Origin of the sequence: Paenibacillus sp. FSL L8-0502, from assembly GCF_038593055.1 — a bacterium.
Classification (GTDB): Bacteria; Bacillota; Bacilli; order Paenibacillales; family Paenibacillaceae; genus Paenibacillus; species Paenibacillus polymyxa_D.
On record NZ_CP151958.1, the window covers coordinates 1,223,864 to 1,239,816 of the forward strand.

12 protein-coding genes are annotated in these 15,953 nt (G+C 48.3%); 11 read left to right on the forward strand and 1 reads right to left on the reverse strand.

The genetic code is table 11. The features are described 5' to 3' along the window. Positions 1-56 precede the first annotated feature (56 nt). The 10 genes from NSQ57_RS05455 (at position 57) to NSQ57_RS05500 (ending at position 12,825) form a co-directional block, all read left to right on the forward strand. Positions 57-992, forward strand: a complete 936-nt coding sequence (locus NSQ57_RS05455; protein ID WP_165144455.1) for a nucleoside hydrolase — start codon at positions 57-59, stop codon at positions 990-992. A gap of 183 nt (positions 993-1,175) precedes the next feature. After that, positions 1,176-3,851: a PAS domain S-box protein gene (locus NSQ57_RS05460; RefSeq protein WP_342425745.1), complete on the forward strand. Its 2,676-nt coding sequence runs from the start codon at positions 1,176-1,178 to the stop codon at positions 3,849-3,851. A gap of 163 nt (positions 3,852-4,014) precedes the next feature. After that, positions 4,015-4,404 carry a GntR family transcriptional regulator gene (locus NSQ57_RS05465; RefSeq protein ID WP_029516087.1) on the forward strand — a complete coding sequence of 130 codons (390 nt, stop codon included), beginning with the start codon at positions 4,015-4,017 and terminating at the stop codon, positions 4,402-4,404. Further along, the gene (locus NSQ57_RS05470) at positions 4,397-5,299 is read left to right on the forward strand and encodes an ABC transporter ATP-binding protein (protein ID WP_029516088.1); all 903 of its coding nucleotides are present in this window, start codon (positions 4,397-4,399) and stop codon (positions 5,297-5,299) included. The genes NSQ57_RS05465 and NSQ57_RS05470 overlap by 8 nt, the downstream gene beginning before the upstream one ends. Next, positions 5,274-7,370, forward strand: coding sequence for a DUF6449 domain-containing protein (locus NSQ57_RS05475; protein ID WP_029516089.1), 2,097 nt, complete (start codon positions 5,274-5,276; stop codon positions 7,368-7,370). Before NSQ57_RS05470 ends, NSQ57_RS05475 begins: the two co-directional genes overlap by 26 nt. A gap of 209 nt (positions 7,371-7,579) precedes the next feature. After that, positions 7,580-8,344 carry a class I SAM-dependent methyltransferase gene (locus tag NSQ57_RS05480; protein ID WP_342425746.1) on the forward strand — a complete coding sequence of 255 codons (765 nt, stop codon included), beginning with the start codon at positions 7,580-7,582 and terminating at the stop codon, positions 8,342-8,344. A 198-nt stretch (positions 8,345-8,542) separates the two neighbouring features. Then, positions 8,543-9,997, forward strand: a complete 1,455-nt coding sequence (locus NSQ57_RS05485; protein ID WP_342425747.1) for a substrate-binding domain-containing protein — start codon at positions 8,543-8,545, stop codon at positions 9,995-9,997. A gap of 149 nt (positions 9,998-10,146) precedes the next feature. Further along, the gene (locus tag NSQ57_RS05490) at positions 10,147-11,388 is read left to right on the forward strand and encodes a hypothetical protein (protein WP_342425748.1); all 1,242 of its coding nucleotides are present in this window, start codon (positions 10,147-10,149) and stop codon (positions 11,386-11,388) included. Between the two features lie 13 nt (positions 11,389-11,401). Further along, positions 11,402-12,265, forward strand: a complete 864-nt coding sequence (locus NSQ57_RS05495) for an aldo/keto reductase (RefSeq protein WP_322251232.1) — start codon at positions 11,402-11,404, stop codon at positions 12,263-12,265. Positions 12,266-12,279: 14 nt separating this feature from the next. Then, complete coding sequence (locus NSQ57_RS05500) at positions 12,280-12,825, forward strand: mismatch-specific DNA-glycosylase (protein WP_029516095.1); 546 nt, start codon at positions 12,280-12,282, stop codon at positions 12,823-12,825. An 81-nt stretch (positions 12,826-12,906) separates the two neighbouring features. On the opposite strand, the gene ald is transcribed toward NSQ57_RS05500, so the two are convergent. Further along, a complete protein-coding gene (gene ald, locus NSQ57_RS05505) occupies positions 12,907-14,037 on the reverse strand; it encodes an alanine dehydrogenase (protein WP_342425749.1) in 1,131 nt (376 codons plus the stop codon). 244 nt (positions 14,038-14,281) lie between these two features. Between ald and NSQ57_RS05510 the strand changes: the two genes are divergently transcribed. After that, positions 14,282-15,946, forward strand: coding sequence for a PucR family transcriptional regulator ligand-binding domain-containing protein (locus NSQ57_RS05510; RefSeq protein WP_342425750.1), 1,665 nt, complete (start codon positions 14,282-14,284; stop codon positions 15,944-15,946). Positions 15,947-15,953 lie beyond the last annotated feature (7 nt).

Below are 15,953 nucleotides of genomic sequence, written 5' to 3' on the forward strand. Positions count from 1 at the left end.
CATTGAAATTGTGTATAATGAAAAAAAGAATGCTGTTTCTACTGTGGAGGGTCATCATGAGCAAAAAGTTAATCTTAGATGTAGATACGGGCATTGACGACGCGCTTGCTATTGCGTACGCGGTCCATTCGCCGGAATTGGAGCTACTCGGTATTACAACCACCTTTGGCAATATCTCGGTGGAGGAGGCAACACGTAACTCACTGATTCTGCTGGAAAAACTGGGGGTAGAGGCTCCGGTCGTGTCTGGGGCTCACAAGCCGTATGCTCGGGAGCTGTTCAAACCTTATTCTCGGCATATTCACGGTGAAGACGGTATTGGCAATCAGTTGAAAGGAGCGCCCTCCCGTCAGGCTGCGTCTGGGGATGCCGCTGATTTTATAATCGGACAGGCTCGTCGCTATGAGGGCAAACTTACCCTGGTAGCTGTGGGACCGCTGACCAATCTTGCGATTGCATTGGATCGCTGTCCCGAATTGCCCCAATTGCTTGAGCGCCTGATCATCATGGGCGGCGCGGTCACAGTGAAAGGGAATGTAACTCCAACGGCTGAAGCGAATATTTACGCCGATCCAGAAGCCGCAGCCTATGTGCTGGGAGCGGGCTTTTCGCTTACGCTCGTCGGGCTGGACGTCACGATGCAGACACTGCTTCCCCAGCAGGATGTGGACAAATGGCGTGAGCAAGGGACCGAGCTGGGCGCGTTTATGGCAGATATGACAGACTTTTATATGGAAGCCTATCGCAATTTCAGACCTGGCATTGCAGGCTGTGCTTTGCATGACCCTTTAGCCGTAGGGTTGGCTATTGACTCCAGTTTTGTGGAGACGCGTCCAATGCACATTGCCGTCGAGGTGGGCGATTCCACCGAGGTTGGTCGCACCCGTGAGATGCAAAATGAGAACGAAGCTCAAGCACTGACTACGGTTGATGTGGCACTTGAAGTCGATGCGGAGCGATTTTTGCGTCATTTTCTTAGCCGGGTGGTATAAATTAGCCGGGTGGTATAAAAAAATAATTCAAAGATTGCCGATGAATCTGCATCGGCAATCTTTTGTGCATACATGTTTAAGGGCTTTCATCTAGAGGTGGACTCACCGCTATAAAAATCCCACGTCATGGTATAATATGTGCAATTGGATAAAACTGCCAGACTACAAAGGAGGAGATTGATTGTGTTTTCTGCTGCTCGACGACTACCTTTGCTGGAACATATGTATAATCATGCCCCGACAGGAATCGTGATTTTGTCGAGGGAAGGGAAGTGCCTGTACGTCAATCCCGCCTTTTGCAAAATGGTCGGATATGAGCAGGAGGAATTACTGGATATCCGATATTACCATCTCTTGTATAAAGAGGCTCAGGATCAGCGAGGGTTGAGGGAGGCTTACGCAGGTTGGCTACAGGCTACGGATCAAGTCTATAAGACAGAGCTACGTTTGAAACATAAACGGGGAACATCCGTCTGGCTATCGCTGGAATTAACCATATTTGATGATGAGGCTACCGAGCAATCATATTTGATTGCGTATGCAATGGATATCACGGAGAAAAAGGACATGGAGCAGGTGCTTTCGGACAATGAGGATCTGTACATGCTGATTACCGAAAATACGCCGGATGTTATCTCATATAGCACGGCGGACGGCATACTCCAATATATCTCTCCTTCGGTGGAAAAACTCCTAGGCTATACGAAACAGGAGATGCTTGGGAAAAAACGATTGCAATTTTACCATGTCGAAGATGCCGATTACATGCGTGTACATGGAATGTTCAAGGAAACAGGCATCATGAAGCGGCGTGTTCGTCATAAGGACGGGCACTATTTGTGGCTGGAAGTATCGTACCGCATTATTCGGGATGAACGGGGCAGAATCAAGCGAGTTCTATCCATCGGACGAAATATCACAGAGCGCCAGAAGAGCGAGGAGAACCTGGCAAAAGCTCAACAGTTGGCGATGTTCGGCTCATGGGACTGGGATCTGGTCAACAATGTTATGCATTTTTCCAAGGAATTTCGCAGCATATTTGGCTATTGTGTCAAGCCGGTTGAAACAAGTATTGACGCGTTCATGGCGGCTGTTCATCCAGAAGATACAGAGCGCATGAAACAGATTATCACCAACGTTATATTGAAGGGAATACACGAAGAGACCTTTTACCGAATTGTATTGCCGAATGGGGAACAAAAGGTACTGCGTTCAATCTGGGAAGCTGAAATGGACGAGCATGCAGGCATGCCTGTTCAAATAGTCGGGATGATTCAGGATGTTACAGAGCACCGGGAAATGGAGCAACGTCTGCGTGAAAGTGAAAACCGCTATAAGTCACTATTTCAGCATAATCCACTCGGGATATGCGCCGTGAATATGGAAGGGAATATCTTGAGCGTGAATCCGAGTTTGGAGGAGCTTACGGGGTATACGAGGGATGAGTTGCTTGGAGCTGACATACTTATCATGGCTTCCTCTGAGGAACAGGACAAAATCAAGCATCACATGGAGCTGGCCCAGCAGGGTGAGACGCAAACCTATGAATCGGAATTTATACATAAGGAGGGGGAGCGTCTATTCATCAAGATGACGAATATTCCGATTTTCGTACAAGATGAAATTGTAGGCTGCTACGGGATTATAGAAAATGTTACCCCTCTCAAAAGCTACATTGCTCAAATTGAAAAACTCAGTAATGAGCATTCGCTTATTTTAAATGCCGTATCCGAAGGGATTGTGGGTTTAAGTAACGAAGGACATGTCCGCTTTATGAACCCGGCAGCTGTCGAGATGTTCGGCGTAGGATCGGCCAAACCGCTGAATGGCGCATGCATAGACATGATCCGCCATGCTGACGAAATTGGCAGTCATTTTCTGGACGAACAGTCCTCTATTCTTCAAGCGATTCGAAGTGGAGCCTCTTATCAGGCAGAGGAAGCAGTATTTTGGAAAAAAGGCGGGTCCAGCTTTCTGGCCTCCTATCGAATCAGCCCTTTGATGGATAATGGCGAGCGAAAAGGGGCTGTGATGGTTTTTGTAGACAGGACGAATGAAAAGGAGATCATTCGGGCCAAGGAGTCTGCTGAACGCGCCGATCGGGCCAAGTCAGAGTTTCTCTCTGTGATGAGTCATGAGCTCCGTACACCGATGAACGGCATTATAGGTATGGCAGGGTTACTCGCAGATACTGAATTGGATGAGGAGCAGCGTAGCTATATAGACATTATTACCAGTAGCAGTGGTGCTTTAATGCAGATATTGAACGAGATACTGGATTTGAGCAAAATCGAAGCTGGTAAAATGTCTTTGCTGCACGAATCCTTTGTGCTAGATGACGTGGTCGGCAGTGTGGCTGACCTATTCATGACGCAGGCTATGGAAAAAGGCATTGAGCTGGAATGGCATGTGGATCAGGAAATGCCGGGGATGCTGGTCGGTGATCATGTGCGTATTCGACAGGTACTAGTGAATTTGGTGAGCAATGCGATCAAATTTACGGAGCGAGGGCGTGTAAATATCTTTGTGGAGAGAAAGGCTTACAGCCGTCGTAAAAATAGATGCCTGATTGAGTTCAGTGTTACTGATACTGGAATCGGTATTCCAGCAGACCGCCAACATCTATTGTTTCAGCCTTTTTCCCAGCTTCATCCGGCACTGAACCGAAAATATGGAGGGACAGGCCTAGGCTTGTCCATCTGCAAAAACCTGGTCAAGCTAATGGGAGGTTCCATTGGTGTGGATAGCGACGAGGCCAAAGGAGCAACATTCCGGTTCCAGCTGGATCTTAAACTGCCGGAAGGGCAAACGCTTGCCAATATATGCCGTGATCAGCCTTATGATTCAAAGGAAGGCTAAAAAGACATAGCCGTGATGCAGGATGCATCACGGCTATTTTTGTAAGAAATGTTCAAAGAAAAGATTGACAAACTGTCCTAACTGTACTATTAATAATAGTACAGTTAGGACAGTTGAACATGTATAAATGAATTTGAGCCAGTGTTGAAAGGAGGAAGTCCATGTGTTCGAGCTGGATATCCGCAGCCGTAAGCCGATCTACGAACAGCTTATGGAGAAGGTCAAGGAAATGATCATGTACGGATCGCTTCAGCCGGATGAGCAATTGCCTTCTGTACGGGCATTGTCCGCTCAACTTACGGTGAATCCGAATACGATTCAGAAGGCGTATCGAGAGCTGGAACGCGAAGGATATATCTATTCCGTTCAGGGCAAAGGCAGCTTTGTCACGCCTACCCAGCAGCAGCCGCAACAAATGAAGCGGGATGAGATTCGGGTGGCATTGTTAAAACAGATGATCGAAGCTGTCCATTTCGGTTTTACACAGCAGGAAGTGGACGACATATACGTGGAAGCTATGCAAACAAAGGAAAGGGGGATGTCCCTTGATTGAATTAAGGGAAGTCACAAAGACATTTACAGAAGAAAAGGCTGTCGATCAGCTTGCCCTTACGGTAAAGAAGGGCTCCATTTTTGGACTGCTGGGCTCGAACGGGGCAGGGAAAACGACCTTGCTCAAAATCATTGCCGGAATTTACCGACCGGATACTGGCAAGGTGCTAATCGGTGGTCAGCCAGTGTATGAGCAGCCTGAAGTCAAGCAGCACATTCTGTTTTTACCGGATACCCCTTATTTTTTCCCGCAAGCGACAATTCGTCAGATGGCCCGGTTTTACCGCTCCATTTATCCAAGTTGGAGTGAGGAACGCTACACACAGCTTACGGATATTTTCAAGCTGGACCCGAAGCGCAAACTTCACCGTTTTTCCAAAGGGATGAAGCGCCAAGCCGCTTTTTTGCTTGCCTTGAGCTGCATGCCTGAGCTGCTGGTTTTGGATGAACCCATTGATGGTCTGGACCCAGTGATGCGTAGAATGATCAAAAATCTCTTGTTCCAAGAAACCGCTGCACGTGAGATGACCGTCGTGATCTCATCTCATAATTTGCGTGAGATTGAAGACATGTGTGATCATGTCGGCATTATGCACCAAGGTCGGATGCTATTGGAAAAAGAGGTCGATGACCTCAAATCCGATACGCATAAGGTGCAGGTTGCTTTTCGGGACAGCATGCATGAGGAAGCTGTCTGTAGCCAACTTTCGGTCGTACATAAGGAGCGAAGGGGCAGTGTTCTGCTGCTTATTATCCGGGGTGAGCGAGAGCGGATTGCGGAGACGATTGAAGCGTACGAGCCGCATGTGTTCGATTTGCTGCCGTTGACGCTTGAAGAAATTTTCATTTATGAAATGGAGGACGCAGGTTATGACATCCAACCGATTCTTCTGTAGCGGCGGCGTAATTCGCCAATGCCTGAGACAGCATGGCTGGATCGGTCTACTGTACTTGGCGGGATTACTGTTTACAGTACCGCTGTCATTGTTTATGAGCATTGGTGATGAACAACCACGAGTGGTTTTAAAAAGCTTGTTCGATAGTACAAACTCGGGTAATGAATTGCAAAAATTGATTTTAATGACTGTACCGGTGCTGGCAGGTGTGATGCTGCTTCGTTTTGTTCAGCGACAGGGGCCATCCGATTTGTATCACAGCCTACCTTTGCGTAGAGAGCATCTATTAACGTCACATTTAATTAGCGGTCTTATTCTTTTACTTGTACCTGTATGGCTGACTGCGGGAGTAACTGCTTGGGTTAACACGTCAGTCGAACTGCCTTATATTTTTCAAATTAATGATGTTGGATCGTGGGCTTTGGTCGTGTCCGTCCTTACGATTTTCTTGTTTACTTTTACTGTGTTTGTAGGGATTTGTGTGGGACAATCGTTGCTACAGACCGTAGTAGTGTATGTTTTGCTGCTATTGCCTCAGTTTCTGTTCATGATGATAGGGCGTTTTCTAGAACGTAATTTATACGGATATGTGCGGGTGCGAGAAACCGTTGTTCAATATATTAATGGTGGGGAGTTTCGCAGCAATAATAATGTTTGGGAAAACTTATCGCCGTTTGTACGCATTATGGACAACTTGCCACAGTGCGCCTTTTCCTACATGGAGTTACTTGCCTATTTAGGTATCTCTCTGCTGTTTGTCGCCTTGAGTTATGGTTTGTATCGTAAACGCTTGGTCGAAAAGGCGACTCAGGCCATAGCATTTCCTTTCTTACAGCCTTTGTTCAAGGCAGGAGTCATACTATGCGCCATGCTTATACTAGGCGATTATTTTAATAATGCAGGTACAAGAGGAGCTAATTGGTCGATTTTTGGGTATGCACTTGGAGCTATTTTAGGCTATATCGTTGTAGAGATGGTCATTCGCAAGACGTGGCAAATTATGCGTGTTCGTGCTTTAGTGGAAATGGTCGTGTACGGTGTGATCATGGGGCTGGTACTATATATCCCGGTTTCAGGTTGGTTGGGTTATGAGGGGCGGATTCCAACAGCACACTCCGTAGAAAAAGTTTATGTCGGGCGAGAGGAGCCTCTAGGGGGAGATGCAGAAAAAGAAGCGTATTACTCCCAAGACAGGGCCTATATCACCTCTGTGCTGAATTTACATCGAGAACTCGTACGTGCACATGCAGCTGGCGAGAAAATGTTGTCCAAAAACCTGGCCGTCGAATCGGCATTCATAGTCTACCGTTTGGATGATGGTTCCACCATGACTCGCCGCTATACATTCCCGGAGAAGCCTTTCCGGACAGAACTGACTAAAGTGATGGAAGCAGAGCCTTATAAAACGGTAAGATACAGGCTGGATAAGCTGCAAGGAAAAGCAGAGACGATTAATATCCAATCCGTAGATGATAGTGAAAGACGAGTGGTTTTAACCAATCCAAAAGAAACTCGTGAATTTGAAGATATACTCAGAGAAGAAGTATTAAATATGAGCTATAGCGAGATGCAATCAGAGAAATATCCATTGGGGAGTGTTTCTATTACAAATAAAGAGTCATCCTCTATCAATAACGAACCGAGCTGGCATCGTGAATTTTCATTTGAATGGCCGGCTTCCTATCACAAGCTTACAGGTTGGCTAGAGCAAAAAGGTTATGCGGATAAGGTGATCATTGATTCCAAGGATATTTTTTCGATACGGGCTGTTCCTATTATTGCTGAAGAGCTTGAACCTTATCAATCCAATCAGTATATTGAAGACTATAAGCTATTTAAAAGCATCCAACAGAAGCATAAAGCAATAACGATTGAAGATCCGAAGCTCTGGAGCACTGTACTGGAAAAGCGCAGACCCTATAGCTATACTCCAAATATGGCGAAAGGCACTTACCTGGTTCAGGTCAAGATCAAACCTTTATTTAGTTCAGACCCCCATACACGCTATTGCTATTTTACTCCGAACGATATGACACCGGAGCTTGCGAAGGCATTACCGACAGTTCCTTAAGTGGGACAGCATCTGGTTTGGATGGCATATGGACGGAGGTAGATGAACATGGGATGGTTGGGACACGACATATAACAACCTGATCGACGGGCAAGAGCTCCTCCACATTAGAGATGACATAAAATAGATGCACAGAGAGATAGAACGTAGAACATACAGAGAGAAGAGTTCAATAACGTACAGCTCAATGGTGGAGGAGCAAAAATAATATGAAATATACAGAAGATCGTGAATTTCTACAGTTCTTGGAGAATTATAAGCAGTCATTTTCCGGATGGGATTTTTCATTCATCTCGGATACGGGACGTGTGGCGAGCGAGCCCTTGGAATGGTCTTATGTCAGCAAGGCTATGAAGTTTATTCATTCATCCAAGGCGATGCTGGATATGGGAACAGGCGGGGGAGAGCTATTATCTCGGCTACGCCCTTTTCCAGAGATCGTATGTGCGACTGAAGCGTATGCACCGAATGTTCCTATCGCCAAGGAAAGATTGGAGCCGCTGGGTGTGCGCGTTATGGCTATACAGGATGACGATTCCCTTCCGTTTGGCGATGCCGGGTTCGACCTCGTGCTGAATAAGCATGAGTCATTTTCGCCAACGGAGGTACGGCGTATTTTGCGACCAGGTGGGACGTTTTTGACTCAACAGGTAGGGGGCCTGGATTGTGCGGGCATCAACGACCGTTTGGGAGCACCTGAATACGAGTATGCGGACTGGACCCTTTCTCAAGCACTTGCAGGTTTGAAAAGCAATGGCTTCGAAATTTTAGAGCAGCAGGAACAGTTTCCGATACAGCGCTTTTACGATATTGGAGCGATTGTCTATTACTTAAAAGCAATCGAATGGCAGATTACAGACTTTCAGCCGGAGAAATATATAGAACAGCTATATGGTCTGTATTTAGATATTAAACGTGATGGCTATTGGGACGTGAAGCAGCACCGTTTTTTGATCCATGCCAGAGCAATATAAAGAAGATTCGATGACAAAAAGGCCTTTCCCGTGGGGGAGGCCTTTTTTGCCATACGCAGCTTGAGTAATCCATCGCTAGGAAGATCGGATAAGGACATTTTTATCCTCCTCTCGTATACTAATCTTTACCATAATTGTACAATGAAGAAGCAATGGCTTACAGTCTCATTTCATTCATTAGTTATAAGGGGGATGTACATGTCTGATCCAAAGGAAGTTATAACCAAGCCGGAAAAGGACGAGTCTGTGCGGATAGCATGGTTTTGGCCATGGTTGGGCGGTACGTTTATGTTTGGATTGTTTTCAGTCATGTTTAATGTAGTTTGGAGTATGGTTGTGGCACCCCAAGTGCACCTTCTGCTGAGGCATGAAGGTGTAACGGATACAACTGTGATTGTAATACTGCTTCTATATGCATGGATTATCGGTCTCATCTTTGCAGCTTATGGTGCCTTGAGTGCGCGTATGTCCAGCATGGGCAAGCTTTCGCTGATGCTGACCGGGCTATTATCATTATTATGTGGGCTGTGGTTGTGGATTGTAGGAATACAAGGGTCTGGTGGTCAACCTGCTGAAGTGTCGGGAGGGGCGTGGGGGCTCTTTTCACTCTATCATGCTTGGGCGGAGCCTGTGTTAGAGGTATTGGGTCCATATACACAGCATGGTGAAATCTGGTTTCTACTGGCTGCACTGCTGCCGATAGTTGGCATGGTAGTAGGAGTTGGGGTAAATCGTTATCCAGCGCTAACCGACAAGAATGGTAAGGTGGATCATAGATGGCAATGGATTGTTGCCGCGATATCTGCTGCGCTCGTCATTGTGCTGACGATTACACTGATGCTTCCTCAACGCCCATACATTGCAGAGAGAGATTTTCCGGTAGTTGACGGGGCTACAGCGGCCATTCCGTTTGCGCAGGATATGCTGCATGAACTGACCGGAATGAGCAAGGCGCGAGCAGCGCACGAACTGAGATTCAACACGACCCATCAGGCATATGTCAATTTGATCAAAAAGAAGGCGGATCTGATTCTGGTGGCTGGTCCTTCCGATGAGGAACTGCGGCTGGCGAAAAGTCGGGGAATACAAATGAAGCTCACACCCATTGGGTGGGATGCGTTTATTTTCCTCGTACATCAAGACAATCCGGTTAGAGGACTTTCTTCGGAGCAGGTTCGCCGTATATATGAAGGGGCTATCCGCAATTGGAATGAGGTAGGGGGCAAGGATCAGCCGATCATTGCTTATCAGCGAGAAGAAAATTCAGGCAGTCAGACATATATGCAAAAGAAAGTGATGGCAGGCCATGAAATGGCTGACCCGCCACGTGAACTACAAATTGGCATTATGGGTGGTATGATTAATGCAGTCGCAGATTTTAACAAGGATCACAACGCGCTCGGTTATTCATTTTATTATTTTGCAAATGTGATGCATAATCGTCAAGAGGTCAAATTTTTGTCTATTGATGGAGTGGAGCCGAACAAAGAGCACATCCGCTCGAAGCAATATCCATTCACAGCTCAACTGTTTGTAGTCACACGGGAAGGCGAGGAACCAAGCCCTTCGATGCAACGATTACTCGAATGGCTGCAAAGTGAAGAAGGAACTCGGGCCATCGAAAAAGGCGGCTTTGTTCCTGTAAACTCGTAATCCTGTAACGCTGGTTTGCATTCAGTCCATTCCGTATATTCACCTTAAGAGTGAAACGAAGACAGCAGGGTAATACATAGAATATACATGGCTGTGAATACAATACCCGCACAGCCATGTATATCACCAACATAAGGGGATGAACGAAAATGAAGAAAAAAACATCGGTCTGGGTGCTTTTACTCGCCGTAGCCATAGTGACAGCGGGGTGTGAAACAGGCTCACAAACAAGTTCGCAAACAGGACAAACGGCTCAAAATGAGCAAAAGGGTGCCGTCTCGGCACAAGCGAATGGTTCGGGAGCGACTGTAGATACACCGAAAACAGGAGGACAAGCAACCACAGACACTACTATAGCGAAAGTCCGCATGGACAATATTACCGCGTTGCGTTTGATCGACGGCCAATCCGGCTGGATCGGCGGAAATGGCTGGATTGCCCGAACGGACGCGTCTGCATCCGGTTCAGTCGGATCGACGTGGAATGTGCAATATCAGGGTCAAGGTACGGTTCAGCAGATTTTTGCCTTGAACGGGCAGCAAGGCTGGGCTGTTATGGCAGACAGCGGATCGCTGCTGGCCACTCGCGATGGCGGCAAACGCTGGGAGGTTGTTGGGACTGTACCTGAGCAAGGGCAAACGGGCTTTTTACACTTTGTATCATCCAAGGAAGGGTTCAGTGGCAACCAATATACGAAGGATGGCGGGCAAAGCTGGTCTTCGCTCCCCGTGCCTGGCCACATGGTAGGACAGCCATATTACCATGATCGGCAAAACGGCTGGGCGGTTACGCAGGACACAGACCGTTCATTCCAGATTTTACATACCGTTAACGGGGGCCAAAAGTGGACTACTGTCATGTCACGGACAACGGAGGCGCCTCTAAATGGAGCCATTATTCGTTCGGTAGAACGTGGCAACGCATGGATCGAGCTGTTTGGAGATACGGGGATGAATCAGACGTCGTATTCGCTTTGGCATACTGCCGATAGTGGACAAAGCTGGCGTCCTGTACTGGCGAATGCCACCGCTGGCGGTGGCCCGGCACCAGGTATTAGCCAGCAAGACAATCAGGTTCCTAAAAATGAAGGGGCGGCACCAGGTATGCTCTATGCGGTTAATAGCAGTACCGCATGGATGGGCGGTTATTGCGCACCGTGCGACAAGCCCAATACGATTGGCTGGACGACTGACGGCGGCAAGACGTGGAACAATGGAAAGCAAGGCTTTGACGGTTATGGCGGTCAGCAAATCGGGATGGCAAATGCCAAAGAAGGCTGGGCTATTTTTTCGGACTCAGAGCAGGCCCCAGTTATGTACACTACCTCGGATGGTGGACAGCATTGGACGCAGAGCCATGTATTTGATAAGCCTGTGACACCAGGCTCCTAAGGAGGGAATGCATATGAGCCAACATAAGAAAAGTGTGATCACATGGACGGACGGTCGTGAAGTACCGCTCATCGGGCAGGGCACGTGGAATATGGGCGAAAAAGCCTCACTTCGGCAGGAGGAGGTGCGTGCGCTTCAACTTGGCTTCGAGCTGGGCATGTTGCTGGTGGACACGGCTGAAATGTATGCGGAGGGCGGCGCAGAAGAGATCGTCGGAGAGGCCATTCAGGGGCGCCGGGACGATGTCTATCTTGTCAGCAAGGCTTACCCTCATCATGCGGACCGCCAAGGACTGGCTCAGGCGTGCGAAGCTAGCTTAACCCGCATGGGAACGGATTACATGGATATGTATTTGTTGCATTGGCGAGGGAATATTCCATTGGAAGAGACAATAGAAGGTATGGAAAAACTGCGTGAGCAGGGCAAAATCCGCAGCTGGGGAGTGTCCAACTTGGACAAGTCCGACATGGAGGAGCTATGGAGCCTGAGTGGAGGCGAAGCCTGCGCTGTCAATCAAGTGCTGTATCACGCGGCTTCGCGGGGCATCGAATATGATCTGCTACCTTGGAGCCGTGCGAATGGAGTGCCTGTGATGGCCTATTGCCCGATTGCCCAAGGTGGTCGCCTGCGACGGGGCCTGCTGGAGCATCCTGTTATGGTAGACATTGCTGCCAGCCACGGGGTAACTCCATCGCAAATTGCGCTTGCGTGGGTCATACGAGACGGTGATGTCTGGGCCATTCCGAAGGCGGTACAGGAATCGCATGTACGAGAAAATGCAGCGGCAGCAAGTATTCGGCTCACCCCTGAACAACTTCAACAAATAGACGAAGCTTTTCCTCCGCCGACGCGGAAGCAGCCGCTGGATATGGTTTGAGGAAGGAGGAGCCCATGACAGAGCGAGAGACAGAACTGCATGAGGTAGATGATCATCTGGATTATGGATTATCCGTTGTATTCATCGGCTTTAATCCCAGCCTGAAATCAGGCGAGGTAGGACATCATTATGCGAATCCGCGCAACCGCTTTTGGCGCATACTTGAGGGAGCAGGCTTGACACCTCGCTTGTACAATCCATCGGAAGATCGGGAGCTGCTGAAGCTGGGCTTCGGTTTTACGAACATTGTTTCCCGTCCCACGAGGGGAATGGAGGACATTGCACGCGAGGAATACGCCGAAGGACGTCTGAAGCTATACGAGAAGCTAAAGGAATATCGCCCGAAGGTTGCTTGCTTTGTCGGCAAAGGCGTGTACACCGAATACAGTAAAAGATCCAAAGTAGATTGGGGATTTCAGCCTGAACCGCTAATTCCTGAGATGCATGAATTTGTGGCACCTTCGTCTAGCGGACTGGTGCGCATGTCGCTGGAAGAAATCACAGATATTTATCGCCGTCTTCAAACGTTCCTTTCGTCAGAAATATCTGAAATGCAGTAAGTACGGTGAATATAGCTAGTACAAAAAGAACCACACGCTTCGGTCCCTGCTGGGAAGAGCGTGTGGTTCTTTGAGCTGTTTCTATTGTAAGGCTTTCGCCTGCCATGCCTGTTCCACGGGAACATAAGGATATCCCAGATCACGTGCGACCGCTTCGTAGGTAATATGTCCATTCAGGACATTGGTGCCACTAAGCAGTGGTTTGCTTCTGCGAAGCGCCTCCAGTACACCCAAATCTGCGAGCTGGAGAGCAAAGGGGAGCGTCGCGTTCGTCAGGGCCAGCGTCGAGGTTTGCGGTACCGCGCCCGGCATGTTTGCTACCGCATAGTGAATGACGCCATGCTTCACATAGGTAGGCTGGTCGTGTGTCGTAATGTGGTCAATCGTCTCGACAATGCCGCCTTGGTCGATGGCGACATCCACAATCACAGAACCGGGCTGCATCGTCTGTACCATGGCTTCCGTTACGAGCCGCGGAGCTTTGGCACCAGTGATTAGGACAGCGCCGATCAGCAAATCACTTTGCGCCACGGCTTCAGCAATGTTGGACGGGGTGGACACTAGCGTATGGAGCTGATTGCCAAAAATATCATCCAGTTGGCGCAGTCTTGGCAGGCTTAGGTCGATTAGTGTCACATCTGCCCCGAGACCGATGGCGACCTTGGCAGCATTGGTACCGACCACCCCTCCGCCAATAATGGTCACTTTACCGCGTTTGACCCCCGGCACACCTGCCAGCAGGATGCCTTTGCCACCCTTTGGTTTTTCCAGCAGTTGTGCTCCAATTTGTACAGCCATTCGACCGGCAACCTCACTCATCGGAGTAAGCAGCGGGAGGCTGCCCTCAACATCTAGTGTCTCATAGGAAATAGCGGCTACACCGTTGTCTGTTAAAGCGCGGGCCAGTGCTGGCTCGGCGGCCAAATGCAGATAGGTGAATAAAATCAATCCTGGTCGGAAATATCCGTATTCAGAGGAGAGCGGCTCTTTTACCTTGATGATCAGATCCGCCTGGGACCACACGTCCGCAGCTTGCTGCACAAGAGTCGCACCCGCAGTGGCATAATCTCCATCCGTAAAGCCGCTTTCAACACCTGCGTGGCTTTCCACAAACACATGATGTCCGTGTTGGATCATTTGAGCTGCACCTGCGGGCGTTAGAGCGACACGATTCTCATTGTTTTTAATCTCTTTCGGAACCCCAATTTTCATTTCATTCACCTCTCCTAAAAATAATGGTTAAGAAAATTACACTATCATTTTTATGCAGCCTGCTGATTAGTTACATGGACTCAAGCCGATAAATGCAATTCATGTTAGATTAGGTACAGTTTACAAGGGGTGAAGCTCCTTGACATCATACATTTTGTCGGATTATCTGACTTAAAGGCTCGACTTTTTGATGAATATATGTCATGTAAAATGACATAAAGACATATACATAAGGAGAATGCCGATGAACGGTAAAAAAACATTTACCATTGCGGATGTGCTGGAACGTCCCGTTTTCCGGCGGGCGAAGCTGGCGGCGGGGGAACAGGGCGTACATCGCCGTGTGGGTTGGGTCCATGTGCTAGAAATCACAAATGTCTCTCCGTTTGTGAGCCGGCATGACTTGATTTTGACGACCGGCCTGTGGCTCACCCGGAAGGGGGAAGAGCGCGCCGAGTATATGGAGCAACTGATCCGCTCGGAAGCCGCGGGATTGTGTGTGGAGCTGGGCACGAGCATTCATGAAATCCCTTCTGAAATTCTGGAGTTGGCGGAACGACATCACTTCCCGGTCATCGTATTTGAGCAGCCAGTGCGTTTTGTTGAAATTACACAAGATATTCATTCCCTACTTATTAACCGACATCATGAACTCCTAAAAGATCTGGAACGATTTTCACGTCAACTTCAGCAGGAAACCCTGCGCAGTACTGATATGAGCGCCCTCTTGCGTGTGCTCCATGACTATGCAGCCCGGCAGGTCATCTACATGTCTTCCATTGATACCAATCGATTCGTACCTTCCGTCCAGCCGGATCTAGCGGACCGTATTGCAGATTTTTATGCCCATGAAGTGGAATCTAGTATGACCGCCGATCGGGAGGGGCATCTGCTGTTTCACCTGAATGAATCCACTGCCGTGTTGTTCCAGCCCGTTGTATGCTTCGGTCAGGTGTTTTCCGCAGTAGGTTTGGTGCTGCATAGTGAAATGCCGACGGAAGAAATGTCGCTGCTACTCGATTACACGGCCAAGGCAGCCGCTACCTTGGTGCTGAGAACGCAGTTTCTTGAAGACCGATTGCTGCGTAATCAAAATGAATTGATTCAGGATGTACTGAGCGGACAGCTTCCCAGTGAAGAGCAGGCCCAGACCCGAATGGGCCTGCGATTGTTATCGAAGGGACAGTATTTATTTTGGGCAGGGGTCATTGAGGTGGAACATCAGGACAAAGATGCCAGTCAGGTGCGCAAGGAGTCCATCAATCAGGATGTGCTAGTGCTACTTCGTTCATTGTTGAAAAAAGAAACGTTGCACAATCTGTTGATGATGAAGGGGAGTCAGTGTTACATCCTTTGTGCCAAGGAGGAATTAACACTGCGTTCCGCAGCGCAAATGAAAAAAGTGCTTGCCCATACAGTTCAATATATTCAGAACTATGCCGCAGGACAGCTTGATAAGGTGCGCATTCATGCAGGCTTTGGTAAGGTAAGGCATCGCATGACGGGGACGGATCGCAGTTTTGAAGAGGCATATGAGGTCATTGAAGTGGCACGAAGCGTCCCAGTCATGAAGGATCGGTTATTTTACGACAGCATCGGAATCTATCAGTTATTGAAGGCGGTGCCCCGCATTCCTTTTCTACAAGAGTTCGTAGAGGATCATTTGGGTGGACTGATTGCGCATGATCGTGAGCACCATATGCAGCTTTTGGATACACTGGATGCCTACTTTCAATCCCATGGTTCCAAGCGTGATACCGCCGGAATTTTGTACATTCACAGACAGACCCTTTATAATCGGCTGGATAAAATTAATGAAATCATAGAGGGAAATCTGGCAGACCCTGACAAACGTCGTTGCCTGGAAATGGCACTACTGGCTTACCGGATGCTGCAGGCTGAAAATTGATCCTAAA

Bases quoted from the DNA above. Each gene is read 5' to 3' on its own strand.
- NSQ57_RS05455 (WP_165144455.1), top strand. From the start codon at position 57: ATGAGCAAAAAGTTAATCTTAGATGTAGATACGGGCATTGACGACGCG.
- NSQ57_RS05475 (WP_029516089.1), top strand. From the start codon at position 5,274: ATGACATCCAACCGATTCTTCTGTAGCGGCGGCGTAATTCGCCAATGC.
- NSQ57_RS05480 (WP_342425746.1), top strand. From the start codon at position 7,580: ATGAAATATACAGAAGATCGTGAATTTCTACAGTTCTTGGAGAATTAT.
- NSQ57_RS05485 (WP_342425747.1), top strand. From the start codon at position 8,543: ATGTCTGATCCAAAGGAAGTTATAACCAAGCCGGAAAAGGACGAGTCT.
- NSQ57_RS05490 (WP_342425748.1), top strand. From the start codon at position 10,147: ATGAAGAAAAAAACATCGGTCTGGGTGCTTTTACTCGCCGTAGCCATA.
- NSQ57_RS05495 (WP_322251232.1), top strand. From the start codon at position 11,402: ATGAGCCAACATAAGAAAAGTGTGATCACATGGACGGACGGTCGTGAA.
- NSQ57_RS05500 (WP_029516095.1), top strand. From the start codon at position 12,280: ATGACAGAGCGAGAGACAGAACTGCATGAGGTAGATGATCATCTGGAT.
- ald (WP_342425749.1), bottom strand. From the start codon at position 14,037: ATGAAAATTGGGGTTCCGAAAGAGATTAAAAACAATGAGAATCGTGTC.
- NSQ57_RS05510 (WP_342425750.1), top strand. From the start codon at position 14,282: ATGAACGGTAAAAAAACATTTACCATTGCGGATGTGCTGGAACGTCCC.